Annotated in this window: 23 protein-coding genes; all 23 read left to right on the top strand. The window is 43.7% G+C overall.

The genetic code is table 11. The features are described from left to right. Nucleotides 1–102 precede the first annotated feature (102 nt). Complete coding sequence (locus SSV_RS10945) at nt 103–1,890, top strand: glycoside hydrolase family 35 protein (RefSeq protein WP_072074796.1); 1,788 nt, start codon at nt 103–105, stop codon at nt 1,888–1,890. Next, the gene (locus SSV_RS10940) at nt 1,887–2,363 is read left to right on the top strand and encodes a PTS sugar transporter subunit IIB (protein ID WP_002898809.1); all 477 of its coding nucleotides are present in this window, start codon (nt 1,887–1,889) and stop codon (nt 2,361–2,363) included. Before SSV_RS10945 ends, SSV_RS10940 begins: the two co-directional genes overlap by 4 nt. A gap of 25 nt (nt 2,364–2,388) precedes the next feature. Beyond that, nucleotides 2,389–3,294 (top strand): PTS mannose/fructose/sorbose/N-acetylgalactosamine transporter subunit IIC, encoded by a 906-nt coding sequence (locus tag SSV_RS10935; RefSeq protein ID WP_072074795.1) that lies wholly within the window; start codon nt 2,389–2,391, stop codon nt 3,292–3,294. Continuing rightward, on the top strand, nt 3,281–4,099 hold the full coding sequence (locus tag SSV_RS10930) for a PTS system mannose/fructose/sorbose family transporter subunit IID (RefSeq protein ID WP_072074794.1): 819 nt from the start codon (nt 3,281–3,283) through the stop codon (nt 4,097–4,099). Before SSV_RS10935 ends, SSV_RS10930 begins: the two co-directional genes overlap by 14 nt. 11 nt (nt 4,100–4,110) lie before the next feature. Further along, the gene (locus SSV_RS10925) at nt 4,111–4,515 is read left to right on the top strand and encodes a PTS sugar transporter subunit IIA (protein WP_072074793.1); all 405 of its coding nucleotides are present in this window, start codon (nt 4,111–4,113) and stop codon (nt 4,513–4,515) included. 311 nt (nt 4,516–4,826) lie between these two features. Beyond that, entirely contained in the window at nt 4,827–6,005 is a 1,179-nt protein-coding gene (locus SSV_RS10920) for an SIS domain-containing protein (RefSeq protein WP_072074792.1), read from the top strand. Between the two features lie 14 nt (nt 6,006–6,019). Beyond that, nucleotides 6,020–7,057 (top strand): tagatose-bisphosphate aldolase, encoded by a 1,038-nt coding sequence (lacD, locus tag SSV_RS10915; protein ID WP_072074791.1) that lies wholly within the window; start codon nt 6,020–6,022, stop codon nt 7,055–7,057. A 24-nt stretch (nt 7,058–7,081) separates the two neighbouring features. Continuing rightward, entirely contained in the window at nt 7,082–8,128 is a 1,047-nt protein-coding gene (locus SSV_RS10910) for an aldose epimerase family protein (RefSeq protein ID WP_072074790.1), read from the top strand. A gap of 560 nt (nt 8,129–8,688) precedes the next feature. After that, complete coding sequence (gene ruvB / locus SSV_RS10905; protein ID WP_072074789.1) at nt 8,689–9,687, top strand: Holliday junction branch migration DNA helicase RuvB; 999 nt, start codon at nt 8,689–8,691, stop codon at nt 9,685–9,687. Further along, the gene (locus tag SSV_RS10900; protein ID WP_072074788.1) at nt 9,684–10,253 is read left to right on the top strand and encodes a nucleotidyltransferase family protein; all 570 of its coding nucleotides are present in this window, start codon (nt 9,684–9,686) and stop codon (nt 10,251–10,253) included. Before ruvB ends, SSV_RS10900 begins: the two co-directional genes overlap by 4 nt. Nucleotides 10,254–10,528: 275 nt before the next feature. Next, nucleotides 10,529–10,951 (top strand): low molecular weight protein-tyrosine-phosphatase, encoded by a 423-nt coding sequence (locus SSV_RS10895; RefSeq protein ID WP_072074787.1) that lies wholly within the window; start codon nt 10,529–10,531, stop codon nt 10,949–10,951. Then, entirely contained in the window at nt 10,944–11,369 is a 426-nt protein-coding gene (locus SSV_RS10890; protein WP_176693611.1) for an MORN repeat-containing protein, read from the top strand. Before SSV_RS10895 ends, SSV_RS10890 begins: the two co-directional genes overlap by 8 nt. Beyond that, entirely contained in the window at nt 11,359–13,164 is a 1,806-nt protein-coding gene (locus tag SSV_RS10885; RefSeq protein ID WP_072074785.1) for an acyltransferase family protein, read from the top strand. Before SSV_RS10890 ends, SSV_RS10885 begins: the two co-directional genes overlap by 11 nt. 303 nt (nt 13,165–13,467) lie before the next feature. Beyond that, entirely contained in the window at nt 13,468–16,122 is a 2,655-nt protein-coding gene (adhE, locus tag SSV_RS10880; protein WP_072074784.1) for a bifunctional acetaldehyde-CoA/alcohol dehydrogenase, read from the top strand. Nucleotides 16,123–16,324: 202 nt separating this feature from the next. Next, entirely contained in the window at nt 16,325–16,483 is a 159-nt protein-coding gene (locus SSV_RS10875) for a shikimate dehydrogenase (RefSeq protein WP_072074783.1), read from the top strand. 82 nt (nt 16,484–16,565) lie between these two features. After that, on the top strand, nt 16,566–17,246 hold the full coding sequence (locus tag SSV_RS10870; RefSeq protein ID WP_072074782.1) for a DUF6796 family protein: 681 nt from the start codon (nt 16,566–16,568) through the stop codon (nt 17,244–17,246). 117 nt (nt 17,247–17,363) lie between these two features. Beyond that, the gene (locus tag SSV_RS10865; RefSeq protein ID WP_072074781.1) at nt 17,364–18,365 is read left to right on the top strand and encodes an acetylxylan esterase; all 1,002 of its coding nucleotides are present in this window, start codon (nt 17,364–17,366) and stop codon (nt 18,363–18,365) included. A 378-nt stretch (nt 18,366–18,743) separates the two neighbouring features. Continuing rightward, on the top strand, nt 18,744–19,442 hold the full coding sequence (locus SSV_RS10860) for an N-acetylmannosamine-6-phosphate 2-epimerase (protein ID WP_048773683.1): 699 nt from the start codon (nt 18,744–18,746) through the stop codon (nt 19,440–19,442). Nucleotides 19,443–19,455: 13 nt separating this feature from the next. Further along, nucleotides 19,456–20,589, top strand: coding sequence for an ABC transporter ATP-binding protein (locus SSV_RS10855; protein ID WP_072074780.1), 1,134 nt, complete (start codon nt 19,456–19,458; stop codon nt 20,587–20,589). 23 nt (nt 20,590–20,612) lie between these two features. Next, nucleotides 20,613–21,065, top strand: a complete 453-nt coding sequence (locus SSV_RS10850) for a YhcH/YjgK/YiaL family protein (RefSeq protein WP_072074779.1) — start codon at nt 20,613–20,615, stop codon at nt 21,063–21,065. 17 nt (nt 21,066–21,082) lie between these two features. Continuing rightward, a complete protein-coding gene (locus SSV_RS10845; protein ID WP_072074778.1) occupies nt 21,083–22,429 on the top strand; it encodes an ABC transporter substrate-binding protein in 1,347 nt (448 codons plus the stop codon). 67 nt (nt 22,430–22,496) lie between these two features. Next, complete coding sequence (locus tag SSV_RS10840) at nt 22,497–23,381, top strand: carbohydrate ABC transporter permease (RefSeq protein WP_002894433.1); 885 nt, start codon at nt 22,497–22,499, stop codon at nt 23,379–23,381. Continuing rightward, nucleotides 23,381–24,214: a carbohydrate ABC transporter permease gene (locus SSV_RS10835; protein ID WP_002898776.1), complete on the top strand. Its 834-nt coding sequence runs from the start codon at nt 23,381–23,383 to the stop codon at nt 24,212–24,214. The genes SSV_RS10840 and SSV_RS10835 overlap by 1 nt, the downstream gene beginning before the upstream one ends. Nucleotides 24,215–24,246: the final 32 nt, after the last annotated feature.

The following is a 24,246-nucleotide window of genomic DNA, read 5'->3' as shown; positions in this document are numbered from 1 at the left end:
ATTTTAACATATTTTTAAAAAAAATGTTGACATTTATACAAAAATTTATTATATTAATATTAACAAGAGATGAAAGCGGTTTTATACCTGAGGGAACATTAGATGGCAAGATTCAAAATTGGTCATTCCTTCTGTTTGGATGATCGGGAGTTTAAGATTTTATCGGGAGCCATTCACTATTTTCGGGTACAGCCTGAGGACTGGTATCATTCCCTTTATAATCTCAAAGCTCTGGGCTTTAACACAGTGGAGACTTATCTTCCCTGGAATATGCACGAACCCCAAAAAGGTGTTTTTGACTTTCAAGGGATTTTAGATATTGAGGCATTTTTACAGACGGCTCAGGATTTGGGACTTTATGCCATTATTCGCCCTTCGCCTTTTATCTGCGCGGAGTGGGAGTTCGGAGGTCTGCCGGCCTGGCTGCTCAATGAGAAAATGCGCATCCGCTCATCAGATGAGGCCTTTCTGCAGGCTGTAGCCAGCTATTATGACGAGCTGCTGCCGCGACTGACTCCAAGGCTTCTGGACAATGGGGGAAATATCCTCATGATGCAGGTGGAAAATGAGTATGGTTCCTATGGGGAAGACAAGGCCTACCTGAGAGCAATCAGACAGCTCATGGAAGAACGAGGTGTAACCTGTCCGCTCTTTACTTCAGACGGGCCTTGGCGAGCTACGCTTCAAGCTGGTACGCTGATTGATGATGATGTCTTTGTGACAGGAAATTTTGGCTCTAAGGCAGATTACAATTTTGCCCAGATGCAGGAATTCTTTGACGAGCATGGCAAAAAGTGGCCGCTCATGTGTATGGAATTCTGGGATGGCTGGTTCAATCGCTGGAAAGAGCCTGTCATTAAGCGAGATCCAGACGAGTTGGCTCAAGCTGTCCACGAAGTGCTTCAGCAGGGCTCAATCAATCTCTATATGTTTCATGGCGGTACCAACTTTGGCTTCATGAACGGCTGTTCGGCCAGAGGTGTCATTGACCTACCACAGGTAACTTCCTATGACTACGATGCCCTACTTAATGAGCGTGGCAATCCAACGGACAAGTACTATGCAGTCCAGAGGATGCTGAAAGAGCATTATCCAGAGTATCCACAGATGGAGCCGCTGGTGAAAGAGTCTTTTGAGCTCAGGAATATTCCGCTCAGTCAGAAGGTCAGTCTCTTTGGGACCCTGCCTGACTTGGCAGAGCCTATCGAAAGTCTCTATCCGATGAAGATGGAGGAGCTGGGGCAAAATGTCGGCTACCTGCTCTATCGGACTTGGGCTAGTTGGGATGCTGATCAGGAAAGGCTCCGTGTCATTGACGGCCGTGACCGTATGCAGCTCTATGTGGACGGTCAGCACATTGCAACCCAGTACCAGACAGAAATCGGTCAGGATATTATGGTGGACGGCCAGAAAAAGGCAGAGCACCAGCTTGACATTCTGATGGAAAACATGGGCCGGGTCAATTATGGGCACAAACTGCTGGCAGATACCCAGCAGAAGGGCATTCGTACCGGTGTCTGCAAGGATTTGCACTTCCTGCTTGACTGGCAGCATTATCCATTGCCGCTGGACCATCCAGAAAAGATTGACTTTTCAAAAGGGTGGCAGGAAAAGCAACCAGCTTTCTACGCTTTTGACTTTAAAATGAAAGCGCTTAAAGATACTTATTTGGATCTGTCCGACTTTGGCAAGGGTGTCGTCTTTGTCAATGGTGTCAGCATTGGCCGTTTCTGGAATGTCGGACCGACCCTATCGCTCTATATCCCGCATAGCCTGCTCAGAGAAGGCGACAATCGTATCATTATCTTTGAGACAGAAGGGATCTACAGCGAAACCATTCACTTAGTTAACCAACCTACATTTAAAACAATAAAGGGGGAAAATCTATGACAATAGTAGGTGCACGTATCGATGGACGTTTGATCCATGGACAGGTAGCCAATCTTTGGACTACCAAGCTCAACATTTCACGCATTATGGTGATTGACGATGAGGTAGCTGAAAATGCTATCGAAAAGAGCGGACTCAAGCTCGCAACACCAGCTGGTGTGAAACTTAGTGTCTTGCCGATTGCTAAGGCAGCAGAAAATATCTTGGCCGGCAAGTATGATTCACAGCGACTCTTGATTGTCGCTCGCAAGCCGGACCGCTTCCTGCGGTTGGTCGAAGCTGGTGTTCCGCTGGAAACGCTGAACGTCGGCAATATGTCTCAGTCAGACGAAACTCGCTCCATTACCCGCTCTATCAATGTGGTAGATGCAGATGTGGAAGCTTTTCACAAGCTGCACGAAAAAGGAGTCAAGCTGACCGCGCAAATGGTTCCCAACGATCCGGTTGAGGACTTCATGAAGTTATTAAAATAAGACAAAATTTTAGGAGGACATTGTTATGATACAATGGTGGCAAATTTTACTACTCACTTTGTACTCAGCTTATCAAATTTGTGATGAGTTGACCATCGTTTCTTCAGCAGGATCACCTGTATTTGCTGGTTTCATTACTGGCTTGATTATGGGCGATTTGACAACCGGTTTGTTTATCGGTGGTAGCCTGCAATTGTTCGTTCTTGGTGTAGGAACATTTGGTGGAGCTTCTCGTATTGATGCAACATCAGGTGCCGTTCTTGCAACAGCCTTTTCAGTAGCACAAGGCATTAAGTCAGAAATCGCAATTTCTACCATTGCGGTACCCGTAGCTGCCTTGCTGGTTTATACAGATATCCTTGGACGTATGACAACCACTTACTTCGCACACCGTGTGGATGCAGCAGTTGAACGCTTCGATTATAAAGGTATTGAACGCAACTATCTCTTAGGTGCACTTCCTTGGGCACTTTCTCGTGCACTTCCAGTTTTCCTTGCTTTGGCATTGGGTGGTGACTTTGTACAAACTATTGTTAATGCAGTAAACAATGTGAAATGGTTGGCAGATGGCTTGACACTGGCTGGTCGTATGCTTCCAGGACTCGGGTTTGCTATCTTACTTCGTTACCTTCCAGTTAAACGTAATCTTCACTACTTAGCTCTTGGTTTTGGTTTGACTGCTATGCTGACTGTGCTTTACTCAAACATTCAGTCACTTGGTGAAGCTGTATCTGGCGTTGTTGGAACTCTTCCAAAAGATGCTGCGATCACATTTGCCAATAACTTCAAAGGCTTGTCTATGATTGGTGTAGCTATCTTTGGTATCTTCCTTGCAGTACAGCATTTCAAATACAGCCAAAGAACAGTAGCTGCTGCGCCAGCTGCTAGCACAAACTCAGAAAGTGAGGAAATCGAAGATGACGAACTCTAATTACAAATTAACAAAAGAAGATTTTAAACAGATCAACAAACGCAGCTTGTTCACTTTCCAATTAGGCTGGAACTACGAGCGGATGCAAGGTTCTGGTTACCTCTATATGCTCCTGCCTCAGCTGCGTAAAATGTACGGTGACGGCACTCCAGAATTGCAAGAAATGATGAAATTGCATACGCAATTCTTCAATACTTCACCTTTCTTCCATACTATTATTGCAGGGTTTGACCTAGCTATGGAAGAAAAAGACGGCGTTAAATCAAAAGATGCTGTCAATGGTATCAAGACAGGTCTTATGGGACCATTTGCTCCTCTTGGAGACTCTATCTTTGGATCTCTAGTGCCGGCTATCATGGGTTCTATCGCCGCAACTCTTGCCATTGCAGGAAACCCTATTGGTATCTTGCTTTGGATTGCCGTAGCAGTTGCTTATGACATTTTCCGTTGGAAACAGTTAGAATTCGCCTACAAAGAAGGGGTCAATCTCATTACCAACATGCAAAGCACTTTGACAGCTCTTGTTGAAGCGGCTTCTGTACTGGGTATCTTCATGGTTGGAGCTCTTGTAGCGACTATGATTAACTTTGAAGTTTCATGGGTGCTGAAGATCGGTGAAAAAGCTATTGATTTTCAAGATATGCTCAACCTTATCTTCCCACGTTTGATTCCAGCTATCTTTACAGGATTCATTTTCTGGCTTCTTGGTAAGAAAGGTATGAACTCTACAAAAGCAATTTTGATTATCATTGTCTTGGCGATTTCTCTTGCTGCATTTGGTCATTTCGTTTTGGGAATGGAATAATGGAGTGATTTATGAGTAAGAAATTAGTTTTAGTCAGTCATGGTCGCTTTTGTGAAGAGCTGAAAATAACTACGGAAATGATTATGGGCCCTCAAGAAGACATCCATGCAGTAGCCCTGCTTCCGGAGGAAGGTCCAGAAGACTTCGCGGCTAAATTCTTAGAGACGGTCAAAGATTTTGAGGATTACTTGGTTTTTGCGGATCTCTTGGGGGGCACTCCTTGTAATGTAGTCAGCCGCTTCATTATGGAGGGACAGGATATCGAGCTTTATGCGGGGGTTAATCTGCCCATGGTCATTGAGTTTATCAATGCATCTTTGACAGGAGCAGAAGTCAGCTATCCATCCAAGGCAGCAGAGAATATTGTTAAGGTCAATGATGTTCTAGCTGGCCTAATGGATGACGAAGATGAATAAAAGCTTGAACAACTACTTCTAGTTGGGCCAAGTCCTTACGCTGTCAGCAGATGGGAGACTGCTGATAAGTAAGGACAAGCCACAGTGGATGATTCAAGCATACTGGTCTAAGAGGAATTTGGGAGATGCCTCTTAGCTTAGATAAATGGATGGTTCAGCATTGCAAAATGCAGTCGCTGTCTGGTTTGAAAAAGCTTGTTAAAAGCATATTTCAAGTCTAGCCATCGTTGCGGGGGGTGGGACAGCGAGCCGAAAATCTTTGATTTTCTGGATTCTGTCTCGCTCCCCCTTTTTTCAAATAATGGAAAGGAATGAGAAAGAGAATGTTAGATTATTCACAGGAAGAATTGCAGCGTCTGGGGGCTGACATCACGACGAGAGAAATCTATCAGCAGCCTGACGTTTGGCAGGAAGCCTTTGACAGTTATAAGGCTCTGGCCGCAGATATCGCTGCTTTTCTGAAAAAAATCGAGGACAAACATGACTACATCAAGGTCATTTTTGCCGGAGCCGGCTCATCAGCCTATGTCGGAGATACCTTAACGCCTTATTTCAGGCAGATTTATGATGAGCGCAAATGGAATTTCAACGCTATCGCGACGACAGATATCGTTGCCAATCCCTTGGTGCATCTGAAGAGAGAAGTACCGACAGTGCTGGTTTCCTTTGCCCGCAGCGGAAATTCCCCAGAAAGTGTAGCGACTGTGGACTTGGCTAAGCAGTTGGTGGATGACTTGTATCAGATTACTATTACCTGTGCTGCCCAGGGCAAGCTGGCTCAGCAGGCCCAAGATGATGAAAAGAATCTTTTGCTCCTGCAGCCAGAAGCTTCTAATGATGCTGGCTTTGCCATGACCTCTAGCTTCAGCTCCATGATGCTGACAGCCCTTTTGGTCTTTGACCGGGCTGATCTAGCTCAGAAAGAAGCCAAGGTTACGGCTCTGATTCAGCTCAGTCAGGATGTTTTAGGACGCGTTGCAGATGTGCAGCAGCTGGTTGATTTGGATTTCAGTCGGGTCATTTATCTGGGGGCAGGGCCTTTCTTTGGTCTGGCGCATGAAGCCCAGCTTAAGATTTTAGAGCTGACAGCCGGTCAAATTGCGACCATGTACGAAAGTCCAGTCGGTTTCCGGCATGGACCAAAGTCACTGATTAACCAAGACACAGTCGTTCTGGTCTTTGGTTCGGCAGATGCCTATACCAAGGCTTATGATTTGGACTTGGTGCGGGAAGTGGCTGGTGACGGGATTGTCCGTAGACTGGTCTTGCTGACTGACCGGGAGGAGCAGTTGGAAGGAGTCAAGCAAGTAGTGCTAAGTACCCAAGAGCCTCTGGGAGATAGTTATCGCATCTTCCCTTACATCGTTTACGCTCAGCTCTTTGCCCTCCTGACCTCGCTCAAGGTCAAGAACCGTCCAGACACACCGTCTCCGACAGGAACAGTCAATCGTGTAGTACAAGGAGTTATCATTCACCCTTTTGGGGAGTAAGAAAAGGAAAAGTTATGGAGAAATTACAAATCAGCCACAAAAAAGTGAGCCATTTGAAAAAACTATCAGATGAACAGGGGATTATCGGGGCTTTGGCTATTGACCAGCGTGGTTCGCTCAAGAAAATGCTGGCCAGCGGAGAAGATGCGCCTTCTGGTGATCAAGCTCTGGTTCAGTTTAAAGAATTAATCTCCAGTCAGCTGACGTCCTATGCCAGCTCCATCCTGTTGGATCCGGAGTTCGGTCTGCCAGCAGCCGAGCTGCGGGATGCTTCCTGCGGGCTGATAGTAGCCTATGAAAAGACTGGCTATGATGCGACAGCGGAGGGCCGCCTGCCGGACTTGCTGCCTAACTGGTCAGCTAGTCGCATCCGAGACATGGGCGCAGATGCCGTCAAGGTCTTGATTTACTATGATGTAGACGACAAACCGGAAATCAACGACATCAAGCAGGCTTGGGTTGAGCGCGTGGGCAGTGAATGCTTAGCTGAGGATATTCCCTATTTTCTGGAGATTCTGACCTATGATGCTAAGAGTGACAGTGTCTTGGACGCTAACTATGCCAAGCTTAAGCCGCATAAGGTCAACGAGGCAGTCAAGCTCTTTTCAAATCCCCGTTATCATGTAGATGTCCTAAAGGTTGAAGTGCCGGTCAATATGAACTTTGTCGAGGGCTTCACCAAAGAAGGAGTTGAGCCAGTCTACAGCGTGACGGAAGCCCGAGCTTTCTTTAAAGAACAGTCAGATGCGACGCACTTGCCTTTCATCTTCCTCAGCGCTGGTGTCAGTGCCGAGCTTTTCCAAGAAACGCTGCGGCTAGCCCATGAAGCGGGCTCACAGTTTAACGGTGTTCTGTGCGGACGGGCTACCTGGAAGGATGCAGTTTATGTCTTTGCCCAAGAGGGAGCTGCAGCAGCTCAAGAGTGGCTGGACGAGACAGGCCGTCAGAATATCGAGGATCTTAATCAAGTCTTGCGCCAAACAGCTGTGTCTTGGGTGGACAAGCTTGACCTGCCTTTTGAAGACAGGACTTGGCAAGTTCGTGATTTTTAACAAGATAGATAAAAGAGGTTTTGTATGAAATCTTACCGAGAATCCATTTTTGGAAAGCTGGGCGGTCAGGAGATTCTGGCTTATACCTTTGAAAACGATCGAGGTTATCGTCTAACAGTCATGAACTACGGAGCAACCGTCATCCAGTATGTCACTCCTGATAAGGATAATCACTTTGACAATATCGTTGTTGGCTTTGATCAGTTTGAGGATTATATTGGAAACAGTCCTAAGCACGGAGCCAGTATTGGTCCGGTTGCTGGGCGTATTGCCGGAGCAACGTTTGATCTGAATGGTCAGACCTTTCAGCTAGAGGCCAATAATGGCTTAAACTGCAACCATAGTGGATCCAGTGGCTGGGATAGTAGCGTTTTTGAAGTAGAGGAAGTCAGCAATGACGGACTCACCTTTTATACAGAGCGAACTGATGGGACTGGCGGCTTTCCTGGCAATCTGAAAATCTGGGTTTCCTATACCCTGACAGAGAAGGGCAAGCTGGAAATCTCCTATCAGGTCCAGACAGATCAGGATACCTTGGTCAATCCGACCAATCATAGCTATTTCAACCTGTCTGGTCGTTTCAATCAGTCCATTGATGACCATATCCTTCAGCTCAATACTGATGGTGTCTATCCTATCGCAGCTGACGGCCTTCCTGAAAAAAAGGCTGATGCAGAGCGCGACTTTGTTAAGAAGCTGACCAAGGGTGCTGCCCTTAAAGAAATTTTCGATGCGCCTGATGAGCAAATCCAGCTGGTATCTGGCTTGGATCATCCTTTTAAGCTAAATCCTAAGCATGAGCAGGCTGGCACGCTCTATCATCCAGCATCGGGCCGCCGTCTGACTATTGAGACTCAGGCGCCCTGCCTAGTGATTTATTCAGCGAATTGCCTGGATGATTCCGTTCAGTTTGATGGCCAGCCTATGATTCAGCATAATGGCTTGGCTCTGGAAGCCCAGGCCCTGCCGGATGCCATTCACAGTAGCCAGCAGTCAGATGTCATTCTCAAGGCCGGCCAGATTTTCACCAGCAGGACAGTGTATTTTGCTGACGTAACAGCAACTTTATAAAGAAACAATCGCGAAAGAGCACAAAAAACGGCAGTACCTCCTTCTGCCGTTTTTCTTTGTCCAGTTTTCAGAGACTATGTTTTCATAATTAGCCAATCTTAAGCAAGGAAAAAGCCTCCACAATCAAAAGCAAAATCTTTTTTGCTAACTGAATTTTACTTTAAGTTTTTCTTAAGGTAAGGCTGCTATACTTATTTTTATCAAATGAAGCCCCCTAACTTTGTTTGATAATCCTAAACTTTTTCATAATAATCTCCCATAAAGGCCACCCAATCCGGTGGTCTTTTTTTGCTCAAATTTTAGAATAAGACAGGAAGTTTATCGGATTGTAACTCAAATGTTAAATTTTAAAGGATACGTTATACAAAGTTAAGGTTTCTTTAAGTTAGGGGCAGTATACTATGAGTATCAAATGAAGACCTCCTAACTTTATTTGATAGAAATCCTAAACTTTTTCATAATAATCTCCCATAAAGGCCACCCAATCCGGTGGTCTTTTTTTGTGTTCAGACGTGGATAAGATTTGCTTCCTAAGCCTTATTTTCTGCTATAATAGTTCTATGAGTAGAATTTTAGATAATGAATTAATGGGTGATGAGGAATTAGTGGAGCGCACCTTGCGACCCCAGTATTTACAGGAGTATATCGGTCAGGATAAGGTCAAGAACCAGCTGAAGATTTTTATTGAAGCGGCTAAGCTGAGGGATGAGGCGCTGGATCATACCCTGCTTTTTGGTCCTCCAGGTCTGGGGAAGACGACCATGGCCTTTGTCATTGCCAATGAACTAGGCGTTAATCTCAAGCAAACTTCAGGTCCGGTGATTGAAAAGTCCGGTGATTTAGTTGCAATCTTAAATGACCTTGAGCCGGGGGATGTCCTCTTCATAGATGAGATTCACCGCTTGCCAATGGCAGTAGAGGAAGTGCTGTACAGCGCTATGGAAGACTTTTACATCGACATTATGATTGGCTCAGGCGAGACCAGTCGCAGTGTCCATCTGGATTTGCCGCCTTTCACTCTGATTGGGGCGACCACTCGGGCAGGCATGCTGTCCAATCCTCTGCGGGCTCGCTTTGGGATTACCGGTCACATGGAGTATTATGAAGCTGGCGACTTGACGGAAATCGTTGAGCGGACGGCAGAGATTTTTGAGATGGATATTACCCACGAGGCTGCGAAGGAGCTTGCTCTGCGTAGCCGAGGCACACCGCGGATTGCCAATCGTTTGCTCAAGCGGGTCCGGGACTACGCGCAGATTATGGGCAATGGCCTGATTGATGATAAGATAACCGACCAAGCTCTCTCCATGCTGGATGTGGACCAGGAAGGGCTGGACTACGTGGACCAGAAGATTTTGAAGACCATGATTGAGGTCTACGATGGCGGTCCAGTGGGGCTTGGAACCCTCTCGGTCAATATTGCTGAGGAGCGCGAAACAGTGGAGGATATGTATGAGCCTTACCTGATTCAGAAAGGCTTTGTCATGCGAACTCGGACTGGGCGCGTGGCTACCCGAAAAGCCTATGAGCATTTAGGATATGAGTATATGAAGGAATGATGACAGAAAAGGAGATTTTAGACCGACTAGGTCAAGATTCAGACATCCGAGCGATTTTGGAAATTATTCGCAGTCTGGAGCTCAAGGATTCTTGGTTAGCGGCTGGTTGTGTGAGGAATTTTATCTGGAATCTATTGTCAGAGCGGCCAGGTTTTGACTCAGATACAGATGTAGATGTCATTTTCTTTGATCCGACTTATGCTGAGGCAGAGACGATAGAGCTGGAAGCCAAGCTCAAGGCAGACTGGCCACAGTATCGATGGGAACTGAGAAATCAAGCCTATATGCACCGCCATAGTCCTGGAACGGCGCCCTATAAAAATGCTTGTGAAGCCATGAGTAAGTATCCTGAGCGCTGCACGGCTATCGGCTTGCGCTTGCTGGCAAATGACAAATTGGAACTTTTTGCTCCCTATGGTTTGGAGGATATCTTAAACTTTCAGGTTAGACCGACTCCTCATTTTCTTGAAAATAAGGAGCGCCAGCGTGTCTATGCTGAGCGCTTGGCTAAGAAGAACTGGCAAAAGCGCTGGCCGCAGCTGGAATTTCACTATCCCAATAAATAAGTACAAGATAAGAGTAAAATGTTTAAGCTATTTTAAGGAAGCTTTAAGGAATGGATATTATACTATAACCAAGTTAAGAAATTAACTTAACTCCTAAAACTTTTTTCTTTTTAAAAAATAATCTCCCTACAAAAAGCCACCAAACGGTGGTTTTTTGCTATTTTCAGACATGAGAGGGGCAGGGCTTGCCCGTTTTCAACGAGAATCAGGAAACTGTAAACGATTCAGGGCTAGTTTTTGCCATTATTTTGTTATAATAGATAGCGAGGTATTGTATGAAGAAAATTGTATTTGTATGTTTGGGCAATATCTGCCGCAGTCCGATGGCAGAATTCGTCATGAAGAGTTTAACAGACCAACTGAAAATCGAGAGCCGGGCAACCTCAAGCTGGGAGCACGGCAATCCCATTCATCGGGGAACACAGGCTATTTTTAAGAAATATGCCATTTCTTATGATAGGAACAAGACTTCTCAGCAGATTTCGGCAGCAGATTTTGCGGATTTTGACTATATCATTGGTATGGATGAAAGCAATGTCCGAGATTTGAAGCGGCTGACGCCTAAGGATTTTCAGCATAAAATTTATCAGTTTGAAGAAGAAAGTGTGCCGGATCCTTGGTACACAGGAGATTTTGACCAAACCTATGATTTGGTCTTGGCTGGCTGCAAGAAGTGGCTAGAGCGTTTGGATGGATAGGAATATGGATAAAGTAAAAGAATTTTACGATAAATACAAGGTCTATCTGACCCGGCAGAATTTAGAACTCTTGGCTGTAACGGTCATTGTGCTGTCAGCTATTCTGGTCTTTACCTCGGGGATTCCTGGTAAGGGCGTTTTAACGCTGGATCAGGGCAAGATCAAGTATGACGGAACCTTGGTTCGCGGGAAGATGAACGGTCAGGGGACTATGACTTTTCAAAATGGGGATAGTTATAGCGGTCAATTTCGCAATGGCATCTTTGACGGCAAAGGAACCTTTACCTCGGAGGCTGGCTGGAAATATGAAGGGGACTTCAGCAAGGGTCAGGCCGATGGACAAGGAAAGCTAACGACAGAAGGCAATGTCGTTTATGAAGGAACGTTTAAACAAGGAATTTATCAAAATGCGCATTAAATGGTTTTCGCTCGTCAGAATCACGGGTCTGCTTCTAGTTCTGCTTTATCATTACTTCCAGAGCGTTTTCCCTGGCGGTTTTATTGGCGTGGATATCTTCTTTACCTTTTCGGGCTTCTTGATTACCGCTCTGCTTATTGACGAGTTTGCCAAGAAGAAAGAAATCGATATCCAAGGCTTTTTCAAACGGCGTTTTTATCGGATTGTACCGCCTCTGGTCTTTATGATTTTGGTCGTTATGCCCTTTACCCTCTTGATTCGTAAGGATTTTGTGGCTGGAATTGGGACGCAGATTGCGGCTGCTTTGGGCTTTGTGACCAATTTTTATGAAATGCTATCTGGCGGCAATTATGAGAGTCAGTTTGTGCCGCACATCCTGATTCATACTTGGAGTCTGGCTTTAGAAGTGCACTATTATGTTCTTTGGGGACTGGCTGCTTGGGGCCTGGGCAAGGTTGCCAAGTCAACGGCTCGCTATCGCGGTATGATTGCGCTAGTCTCTGCAGGTCTCTTTTTGGTCAGCTTTGTATCAATGTTTGCTGGCGCTTTGACCACTAAGAATTACTCTGATATTTATTTCTCAAGTTTGACCCATGTCTTTCCTTTCTTTGCAGGAAGCATCCTGGCAACCTTGTCTGGTATTGGGCATGTCAGCAGTCGCTTTAAGATGCTGGAAGAAAAGCTGGCTCTCAAGCAAGTGCTAGGAATTATGGGGGGCAGCGCAGCTATTTTGCTTTTGCTCAGCTTCCTGCTCAAGTTTGACAATCTTTGGACTTATCTAGTAGGGTTCTTGACTTCGACTACCTTGGCCTGTCTGATGATTTTGGCAGCTAGGATGTTGCATGATAAGCTTCCTGATGTGAAGGAGCCTAAAGTTATCAACTTTATCGCAGATACCAGCTATGGTGTTTATCTCTTCCACTGGCCATTCTATATTATCTTTACCCAGCTGATGAGTAATGGCTTGGCTGTTCTCTTGACTACGTTGCTGTCCCTTACTTTTGCAGCCTTGTCTTTCTATATCTTGGAGCCAACTCTTGCTGGACGTCAGCCAGTTATCATGGGAACCAAGATGGATCTGTCATCTCTCACCACACTAATTTTTTACAGTATGATTCCGCTGACTTTGATTATGTTCTTTATCTCGGTGACAGCACCAAAGGTAGGAGCTTTTGAGGAAAGTTTGATTGTCAACGCTCTGAATCAAGCAGACACTAAGATGCAGACAACTCGCAGTCAGGTTGATCAGTCCAAGGCGACTGAGTACAATGTGGCGGACGGGATTACCATGATTGGTGACTCCGTTGCCCTGCGCTCAAGCGATCAATTGCAGCAGATCTTGCCAGGAATCGAGCTAGACACTGTTGTTAGCCGCAGTCTGAGCACAGGCTTGGAGGTCTATAAGACAGATATTGCTAATAGGGTGCTGAAGAAGCAGGTTGTCCTGGCTCTTGGAACCAATTCGTCCGGTTACTCGAATGAACTTTTGGATGAGTATGTTTCCAGCCTTCCTAAGGGCCATCAGCTGATTCTCGTGACTCCTTATGACGGTCGCTCAGAGGGTGGTGTTTTAGCCCAGCAGCGGGAGTATGAGCTGGAATTAGCCAAGAAGTACGACTATGTCTTTGTGGCTGACTGGCATCAGACCGCTATTGATAACCCACAGATTTGGGAAGGGACAGACTATGTCCACTTTGGCTCGAACTCAGAATCCATCATTGAGGGAGGAATTCTCTATGCCAATACCATTAAGCAAGCCATAGATGAAGCCAATTCAGGTAATGTGAAACCATAAATAATCAGCTCGGTCCATCCGAGCTTTTTATATCTAAAACAAGAAAGCGTTTTCATATATTATGTGAAAACAAAAGTATGTGAAATTTTTAAAATGTAAAAAATTTTTTCACAATAACTAAAAGAATAGACTGTAAAATAAGCGGATTTGTTATATAATTCACAAAGTAATAGAAAAAAGTTTGTGAATGTTAAGTGAAAGTGTTTACAAAAGGTATTAAATAAGTTATAATTGTATTGTGAAATAATTAACAAAGGTTAGTGTTCTTCGTCTAACCTAAGGCAAAACCATTGGAGGAATAGAATGGCTGAAAAGAAGAAAACGGTAGAACAAGAAGACAAGGCTTTGGCAGCGCAAAAGCATGTCGATGAATTGGTGCAAAAAGGTCTGGCTGCACTAGAGGAAATGAGAAAGCTGAATCAGGAACAGGTGGACTACATCGTAGCCAAGGCCTCTGTAGCAGCTTTGGATGCCCATGGTGAGTTGGCCCTGCACGCTTATGAAGAAACGGGCCGTGGAGTTTTTGAAGACAAGGCAACGAAAAACCTTTTCGCCTGTGAGCACGTTGTGAATAATATGCGCCATACGAAAACTGTCGGCGTTATTGAAGAAGATGATGTGACTGGATTGACCTTGATTGCGGAGCCAGTGGGTGTTGTCTGTGGAATTACTCCAACAACCAACCCGACTTCAACAGCGATTTTCAAATCTTTGATTTCCTTAAAAACACGTAATCCGATCATCTTTGCTTTCCACCCATCTGCTCAAGAATCATCTGCCCATGCAGCGCAAATCGTTCGTGATGCTGCGATTGCAGCAGGTGCGCCTGAAAACTGTGTGCAATGGATTACTCAACCATCAATGGAAGCAACTTCTGCACTTATGAACCACGAAGGGATTGCGACTATCCTTGCGACAGGTGGTAACGCAATGGTGAAGGCAGCTTACTCATGTGGTAAGCCAGCTCTGGGGGTTGGTGCCGGAAACGTACCAGCTTATGTGGAAAAATCCGCTAATATCCGTCAAGCAGCGCACGATATCGTTATGTCTAAGTCCTTTGACAATGGTATGGTCTGTGCCTCTGAGCAAGCGGTTATCATTGACAAGGAAGTTTATGATGAATTTGTAGAAGAGTTCAAATCTTATCATACTTACTTTGTAAATAAGAAAGAAAAAGCTCTGTTGGAAGAATTCTGCTTCGGTGCTAAGGCTAATAGCAAAAACTGTGCCGGTGCTAAGCTCAATCCGGATATCGTTGGTAAGCCAGCTACTTGGATTGCAGAGCAGGCAGGCTTCAGTGTGCCAGAAGATACGAATATCTTGGCTGCAGAGTGTAAAGAAGTTGGTGAAAAAGAACCATTGACACGAGAAAAACTGTCACCTGTCATTGCTGTTCTCAAGTCTGAATCCCGTGAAGACGGTGTTGAAAAAGCCCGTCAAATGGTAGAATTCCATGGTCTTGGTCACTCAGCTGCTATCCATACAGCGGACGAAGAGTTGACTAAGGAATTTGGTAAGGCTGTTCGTGCCATCCGTGTTATTTGCAATTCACCTTCTACTTTCGGCGGTATCGGAGATGTTTATAATGCCTTCCTGCCATCACTGACTCTGGGCTGTGGTTCTTATGGTCGCAACTCAGTTGGTGATAACGTTAGTGCTGTGAATCTCTTGAACATCAAAAAAGTAGGAAGACGTAGAAATAATATGCAATGGATGAAACTCCCTTCAAAAACTTACTTCGAGCGTGACTCTATCCAATACCTGCAAAAATGTCGTGATGTGGAACGTGTCATGATCGTTACAGACCATGCTATGGTAGAGCTTGGTTTCCTAGATCGTATCATCGAACAACTCGATCTTCGTCGTAATAAGGTTGTTTACCAAATCTTTGCAGACGTAGAGCCAGATCCAGATATCACAACCGTTGAACGTGGTACAGAGATTATGCGTACCTTCAAACCTGATACAATCATCGCGCTTGGTGGTGGTTCACCAATGGACGCAGCTAAAGTAATGTGGCTCTTCTATGAGCAACCAGAAGTGGACTTCCGTGACCTTGTGCAAAAATTCATGGATATCCGTAAACGTGCCTTCAAATTCCCATTGCTTGGTAAGAAGACTAAGTTTATCGCAATCCCTACAACATCTGGTACAGGTTCAGAAGTAACACCGTTTGCCGTCATCTCTGATAAGGCTAACAACCGTAAGTACCCAATCGCTGACTACTCTCTGACTCCAACTGTAGCCATCGTAGACCCAGCTCTGGTACTGACTGTTCCAGGATTTGTCGCAGCAGACACTGGTATGGACGTTCTGACGCACGCAACAGAAGCTTATGTATCTCAGATGGCCAGCGACTTTACAGATGGTTTGGCTCTCCAAGCGATCAAACTCGTCTTTGAAAATCTGGAAAGCTCTGTTAAGAATGCTGACTTCCACTCTCGCGAAAAGATGCATAATGCCTCTACTATCGCTGGTATGGCCTTTGCCAATGCCTTCTTGGGAATTTCCCACTCTATGGCCCATAAGATTGGTGCTCAGTTCCACACAATCCACGGTCGTACCAATGCGATCTTGTTGCCATACGTAATCCGCTACAACGGTACACGTCCAGCTAAGACGGCGACATGGCCTAAGTACAACTACTACCGTGCGGATGAGAAATACCAAGACATCGCTCGCATGCTTGGCTTGCCAGCTTCTACTCCAGAAGAAGGTGTGGAATCTTACGCAAAAGCTGTTTATGAACTGGGAGAACGTGTCGGTATCGAAATGAACTTCAAGGCTCAAGGTATTGACGAAAAAGAATGGAAAGAACATTCACGCGAATTGGCCTTCCTTGCTTACGAAGACCAATGTTCTCCAGCCAACCCACGCCTTCCAATGGTTGACCACATGCAGGAAATCATCGAAGACGCTTACTATGGCTACAAGGAACGCCCAGGACGCCGCAAATAAGCGAGCAGCTTCCTCAATTAAAAATAAGACAGTTTGTCGGTCATCCCCTACCCTTTGGCAGGGGATTTTTCTAGGTCTCTTAGCCAGACAAGACCTCTGGTCGAAGCTGAGCTTAGAGACATTGATGCTGAGGAGTGGAGTGACGTGAGCGCTAGGCCTCTTAACGAAACGTGGCCGCAGGACAAAGTTGAGTCATAGAGCAGTGGATGCAGTTTTGTCCCTTGGGACAAAAGCTGTATACCTTGAAGTAACACTTAGCAAGGCAAGATTGCTGGTCGAAGCCGAGCTTAGAGACATGGTTGCTGAGGAGCGGAGCGACATGAGCGCTATGTGTCTTAACGAAAGGAGCTTGCTGGGGTAAAAAGACGTAAACCTTCTGACTACTTGTGATTGAGTGAGCTTTTGTGCTAAGATAAGGGGACAATGGAAAAAAGGAGAGTAATGTGATTTTTTTATCTTTATGGGCTGGGCTGTTGAGTGGTCTTTGCTGGTTATTGGGGGATATTCTGCTGGTTGGCTTTGAGGTAGACAAGGAAAGTTATGTCTCTTTTACGGAGCAGAGTCGGATTGGCAATAAGAATCTGGCTATGCTGATGCTTTCTGGCTCTGTCGGTCGGCTGCGTCTGGGCGCTCTGGTGGCTAACTTCTCAATCCCTCTTATGTTAGTCTCGCTTTATGCTCTCTTTGGTTTGACAAATAAGGGCTTGTGGGCTTATCTGTCAATAGCCTTGTTAGGAATTGGATTTGCCCTGTCGCCGGTGGCACACGTGGCCTTTTACTACGTTGGAATCATCAGCAAAAAGGCTTATAAACGAAGTAACGGACAGGTCTGCTCAGACGAAGACAGCGGGCTTATCAATGAAGCAGTGCTCTTTCTAGATATAACCTGGCGGACAGCTATCGCCCTGACCGGTCTAGGCTGGCTCGTTTACTCACTGCTAATAGTTACCGGTCAGACAATATTGCCTATTTATCTGGGGCTGCTGACTCCTTTACCTCTCAGTCTGTTGACTATCTTACTGGTAGAAAAGCTGAGAATCGGACGCCCTTACCTTAACGGAGCAGGCTTAAACATAGGATTTAGTTTGTTCTATTTACTGCTCCTTCTTCATATAGGTTCTTAGGCAGCGAATCGGTAAAATTTCAAAAAAAAACAGAAAATCTATATATTAACCTATTGAAAACTTCCTCTTTCTATGGTATGATGAAAGAGGTTTCAAGAATCGTTGGGAGGATAAGACATGAAAAACCCTACTTTACTTAAAGAAATGTTAGATTATCGCGGAAGAGATGAAATGCCCGACGATTTTGATACCTTTTGGAATAAACAAGTGGCAGTGGTGGAAGTGCCTCAGGACTACCAGTTGCTGGAAAAAGATTTTCAAATTGCATATGCGATTTGCTATGAGCTAACCTTCAAGTCTGGAAACGGTGGACAAATCTATGCTAAGCTAGTTGTGCCTAAGTTATCAGAAAAAGTTCCGGTATTGTTTCATTTCCATGGTTATATGGGGCAGGGCTGGGATTGGTCTGATATGCTGGCCTATACGGCAGCGGGCTGGGGTGTGGTGTCGATGGATGTTCGTGGTCAGTCAGGCTATTCACTGGATGGTAATAGAGAAGTCCGCGGTAATACTGTTAAAGGACATATTATCCGCGGGGCTCTAGATGGACCGGATCAGCTTTTTTTCAAGGATGTCTATCTGGATGTTTACACCTTGGTCGAGCTAGTGGCTGGTTTGGACTTCGTGGATGAAAACCGTTTGTCTAGTTTTGGCGGTTCACAGGGCGGAGCCTTGGCCCTAGTGGCAGCTGCTTTAAATTCTCGGATTAAGCAGACTGTAGCCATCTATCCCTTCCTTGCTGACTTTAGACGGGTTTTGGAGATTGGCAATACCAGTGAAGCCTATGATGAGCTCTTTCGTTATTTCAAATTCCATGATCCTTTTCATGAGACAGAAGAGCAGTTGTTGCGGACACTTGCTTATATTGACGTGAAAAATCTGGCCCATCGTATTAGCTGTCCAGTGCAGATGATTATTGGCCTAGAGGATGATGTTTGCTATCCTATCACGCAGTTTGCCATCTATAACAGCTTGGCTGGAGAAAAAGAGTATCATCTCCTGCCTGAGTATGGGCATGAGGCTATGAATGTCCGTGTCAGCGATACTGTCTTTAACTGGCTCTGCGGAACCAAAATAAAAAGTCCTTGTCTCGTTTCGGACTTTAAATCCGAGAGATAATATTCGTCCCCCCTTTGGGGCTAGGCTTTTGCCTAGCCCTTTTTACTTGCCTGAGGGAGTATAGAAATGAGAATCTTTTTTAGAAGTTCGCTTGCTCTTTCATTGACTTTTCTACAAAACGGATTTCTGAAAGTACTTTCAGAAATTTCTATTTTTCTGGAAAATTCGGAAACTAAAATCTAAATTTCAAACAATATTGAAAGCGCTTTAAAAATTATTTATAATAACATTATGAAATACTCGAGTTAAAAAATGGAGTCTAGGGTAAGGAAGTAAAAATATTTGTTTGCGGCCTGCTTCCCTGCTCCGCCTGAGGTCCTAGGTAGTTGTTAGACTATCTGATCAGACCGATGTCTTACGAAAGGAGATTGTATATTCATGTCACAGATTTTAAAAGATGACTTGATAGCCAAGATTAAAGACGGCATCATTGTTTCTTGTCAAGCCTTGCCCCAGGAGCCGCTTTATACTGAAGCTGGAGGAGTCATTCCTCTCTTGGTCAAGGCTGCTGAGCAGGGCGGTGCTGTCGGTATTCGCGCTAATAGTGTTCGTGATATTCGGGAGATCAAGGAAGTAACTTCTCTGCCCATCATCGGAATTATCAAACGCGACTATCCGCCACAAGAGCCTTTTATCACGGCTACCATGCGGGAAGTGGATGAGTTGGCTGCTCTGGATATTGAAGTCATTGCTCTGGACTGTACCAAGCGGGAACGCCATGATGGCCTGACAATTGCGGATTTCATCAAGCAGGTCAAGGCCAAATATCCTCATCAGCTATTGATGGCAGATATCAGTACCTATGAGGAAGCTGCTGCTGCTGTAGAAGCTGGTGTAGACTTTGTCGGCACTACCTTGTCGGGCTACACTTCTTACAGTCCCAAGGTTGACGGACCGGACATTGAGCTCATCCGCCGCTTGTGTCAAGCAGGCTTTGATGTCATCGCTGAAGGAAAGATTCATTATCCAAGTCAAGCCAAGCAAATACATGATTTGGGTGTAAGAGGCATCGTTGTCGGCGGAGCCATTACTCGCCCTAAAGAAATTACAGAACGCTTTGTTGCAGGATTAAAATAAGTGAGGTAGATGAATGACAACCTTAACACTAAATAAACTATATAAAAAATATCCTAATAGTGATTTTTACTCTGTTGAAAATTTTGATTTGAATATTAAGGATAAGGAGTTTATCGTTTTTGTAGGACCTTCCGGTTGCGGAAAATCAACAACCTTGCGGATGATTGCAGGCCTTGAGGATATCACAGAAGGGGAGCTCTATATTGATCAAAACCTTGTCAATGACATTGCTCCTAAAGATCGGGATATCGCCATGGTTTTCCAAAATTATGCCCTTTATCCTCACATGACTGTTTATGACAATATGGCATTCGGGCTCAAGCTTCGCAAGTATGACAAGGCTGATATTGACAAAAGAGTCCAGGAAGCGGCGGAAATCCTTGGGCTGAAAGAGCTTCTGGATCGTAAACCAGCCGACCTGTCTGGTGGTCAGCGCCAGCGGGTAGCTATGGGGCGGGCGATTGTCCGTGATGCCAAAGTATTCCTTATGGATGAGCCCTTGTCTAACTTGGATGCCAAACTGCGCGTGTCCATGCGGGCAGAAATTGCAAAAATTCACCGCCGTATCGGAGCGACGACTATCTATGTAACCCACGACCAGACCGAGGCCATGACCTTGGCTGACCGCATCGTTATCATGTCAGCTACTAAGAACGAAGCAGGAACAGGTACTATCGGCCGAATCGAGCAAATCGGTACGCCTCAGGAACTTTATAACGAACCAGCTAATAAATTTGTGGCAGGTTTTATCGGCAGTCCAGCTATGAATTTCTTTGAAGTGAACTTAGAGGGCAATCAGCTTACAGATGGACAAGGCTTTGCTGTTGGACTTCCAGACGGTCAGCGTAAAATCCTAGAAGAAAAAGGCTATCAAGGAAAGAAAGTGATATTGGGCATTCGACCAGAGGATATCTCGGCTGAGTTGATAGCTGCTGATGCTTTCCCAGATTCTGTTGTTGAAGCAGAGATTATAGTTTCTGAACTTTTAGGAAGCGATTCTATCCTTTATTGTAAAGTAGGAGTTCAGGAATTTTCTGCACGTGTTGCTGCTCATAATTACCATGAAGCAGGACAGAAAATAAACTTGGTATTCAATATTGCAAAAGCACACTTCTTTGAATTAGAGAACGGTTCACGTATTAAATAAAATTTTATAAGGAAATTTTAATTATGATTGTAACGGAAATTAATAATCTATCAACTTATGTAGGAGTAAATCCATATTTTGAAAGATTAATAAATTTTTTAAAAACAGTTGATTTGGGAAGTCTTCCAGAAGGGAAGATAGATATTGAAGGTGATAAATTATTTGGCAATTGTTTTAGTTATGTAGCAGATGGTCAACCAGGAGATTTCTTTGAAACTCATAGGAAATATCTTGATATCCATCTGGTGTTAGAAAATACAGAAGATATGGCAGTTTCTTCTGTTAAAAGCACAACAGTTAGTCAACCTTATAATAGCGAAAAGGATATTGAATTATATGAAGGAAAAGTGGAGCAGCTTATTCACTTGAAATCTGGAGAATGTTTAATAACATTCCCTGAGGATTTGCATCAGCCAAAAGTTCGTGTAAATGATCTACCCTTAAAAAAAGTAGTATTTAAAGTAGCTATTTCTTAAATAGAAAGAGGTAAACTATGAAAAATCTAAAGAAATTTTTATTCGTTCTTCTAACAGGACTTGTCGCACTGATAATCAGTGGTTGTTCTCCAAGTGGGGAAAATAGTAAAGGAAATGATTCAGGTGAATTATCTGGGGAAATCGTTATGTGGCACTCATTTACACAGGGACCTCGTTTAGAAAGTATCCAGAAATCTGCAGATGAATTTATGAAGAAGCATCCAAAAGTTAAGATTAAAATTGAAACTTTTTCTTGGAATGACTTTTACACCAAATGGACAACAGGCCTTGCTAACGGAAACGTACCTGATGTCAGTACAGCTTTGCCGAACCAAGTAATGGAAATGATTAACTCAGATGCTATTGTTCCATTGAATGATACAATTGACAAAATTGGAAAAGATCGTTTCAATAAAACAGCTCTGAATGAAGCAAAAATTGGAAGTGATTACTATTCTGCTCCTCTTTATTCCCATGCGCAAGTGATGTGGGTACGAACAGATTTATTAAAACAACACAATATTGAAGTACCTAAAACTTGGGATGAACTTTATGAAGCATCTAAGAAATTAACAGCTGATGGAGTTTATGGTATGTCAGTTCCGCTTGGTACGAATGACTTTATGGCTACTCGTTTCCTGAATTTCTATGTTCGTAGTGCAGGAGGAAGCCTATTAACAAAGGATAAGAAGGTTGATTTAACTAGTGATTTGGCTCAAGAAGGAATCAAATACTGGGTGAAAATGTACAAGGATGTTTCTCCTAAAGATTCACTCAATTATAATGTATTACAACAAGCTACCCTATTCTACCAAGGTAAGACAGCCTTTGATTTTAACTCAGGTTTCCACATTGGAGGGGTTGAAGCGAACAGTCCACAATTATTAGAATCAATTGATGCTTATCCTATTCCGAAGGTCAAATCATCCGATAAAGATCAAGGGATTGAAACTTCAAATGTTCCAATGGTTGTATGGAAAAATTCTAAACATCCAGAAGTTGCAAAAGCATTTTTAGAATATCTGTATGAACAAGACAACTATGTTGGTTTCTTAGATTCCACACCAGTTGGTATGTTGCCAACGATTAGCGGTATTTCTGATTTACCAGCTTATAAGGAAAATGAAACACGTCAAAAATTCCAACATGCTGAACAAGTAATCAACGAGGCTGTTCAAAAAGGTACTGCTATTGGTTATGAAAATGGCCCAAGTGTTGAGGCTGGTATGTTGACAAACCAACACATTATTGAACAGATGTTCCAAGATATTATCACAAATGGGAAAGACCCTATGGCTGCAGCAAAAGATGCTGAAAAGCAATTAAACGATTTATTTGAAACGGTTGCAGTTGATGTGAAATAATACCTGGATTATTAGGGCTATGGTGCAGTAGCGCTATAGCCTCTTATTTTAAAGAAAGGGGTAAGAGATGGTCAGAGATCGTAATTTGACGCGTTGGATATTTGTACTGCCAGCGGTGATTATCGTAGGATTACTCTTTGTTTATCCATTTTTTTCAAGCATCTTTTATAGCTTTACCAATAAGAATTTAATTATGCCCAACTATCGTTTTGTTGGTTTGGATAATTATAAAGCAGTATTGTCAGACCCTAACTTTTTTAGTGCATTTTTTAATTCAATAAAATGGACTGTCCTTTCCTTAGCTGGACAAGTTATCATCGGATTTATTCTGGCTCTTGCTTTGCATAGAGTGCGACGATTTAAAAAACTTTATCGGACGTTGTTAATCGTACCGTGGGCCTTTCCTACAATTGTTATTGCTTTTTCATGGCAATGGATTCTAAATGGTGTCTATGGGTATCTGCCAAATATCATTGTTAAACTTGGTTTAATGGAGCATGCTCCAGCTTTTCTGACTGATAGCACGTGGGCCTTTATTTGCTTAGTGTTTATCAATATCTGGTTTGGAGCTCCAATGATTATGGTTAATGTTTTATCTGCACTTCAAACAGTTCCTCAGGAGCAGTTTGAGGCAGCTAAAATTGATGGTGCGACAAGTTGGCAAGTGTTCAGACATATTACTTTTCCGCATATTAAGGTCGTTGTAGGATTGCTAGTTGTACTGAGAACGGTTTGGATCTTTAACAATTTTGATATTATCTACCTCATTACTGGTGGTGGTCCATCTAATGCGACTATGACCTTGCCGATTTTCGCTTACAACTTAGGTTGGGGAACGAAGTTATTAGGACGAGCTTCAGCAGTCACAGTATTGCTCTTTATCTTCCTATTGACAGTTTGCTTCATTTACTTCTCTGTAATTAGTAAATGGGAAAAGGAGGGTAGAAAATAATGAAGAAAAAATCAAATTTCTACTTAGATATCGGAGCTCATTTAGTTTTGATAATTGCAACAATTGTTGCAATCTTCCCGCTTGTATGGATTATTATATCTTCAATTAAAGGAAAAGGGGAGTTGACACAATTTCCAACTCGCTTCTGGCCTCAGACTTTTACGCTAGACTACTTTACACATGTTATTAATGATTTGCATTTCGTTGATAATATCCGAAATAGTTTAGTAATTTCTTTGTCCACAACAGTTATTGCAACGATTATTTCTTCCATGGCTGCTTATGGTATTGTTCGTTTCTTCCCTAAACTAGGAGCAATAATGTCACGGCTTTTGGTAACAACTTATATTTTCCCACCTATTTTGCTAGCAATACCTTATTCTATTGCAATTGCAAAAGCAGGTTTGGGAAATAGCATCATTGGCCTTATCATCATTTATTTGTCATTTAGTGTACCTTATGCAGTATGGCTGCTGGTTGGCTTCTTCCAAACGGTTCCAATTGGGATTGAAGAGGCAGCCCGTATTGATGGAGCAAATAAATTTGTTACTTTTTATAAAGTGGTATTACCAATTGTTGCTCCTGGAATTGTTGCAACAGCGATTTATACCTTTATTAATGCGTGGAATGAATTCTTATATGCATTGATACTGATCAACGATACAAGTAAAATGACCGTTGCAGTAGCATTACGTTCATTGAATGGGTCAGAGGTGCTAGACTGGGGAGATATGATGGCGGCATCTGTGATTGTTGTATTGCCTTCTATCATCTTCTTCTCAATCATTCAAAATAAGATTGCAAGTGGTCTTTCAGAAGGATCTGTAAAATAGACATTTCGAAACAACATTAGTCAATATATAAG

Origin of the sequence: Streptococcus sanguinis, from assembly GCF_001078705.1 — a bacterium.
GTDB lineage: Bacteria > Bacillota > Bacilli > Lactobacillales > Streptococcaceae > Streptococcus > Streptococcus sanguinis_D.
This window is presented reverse-complemented; position numbering and strand designations above follow the sequence as displayed.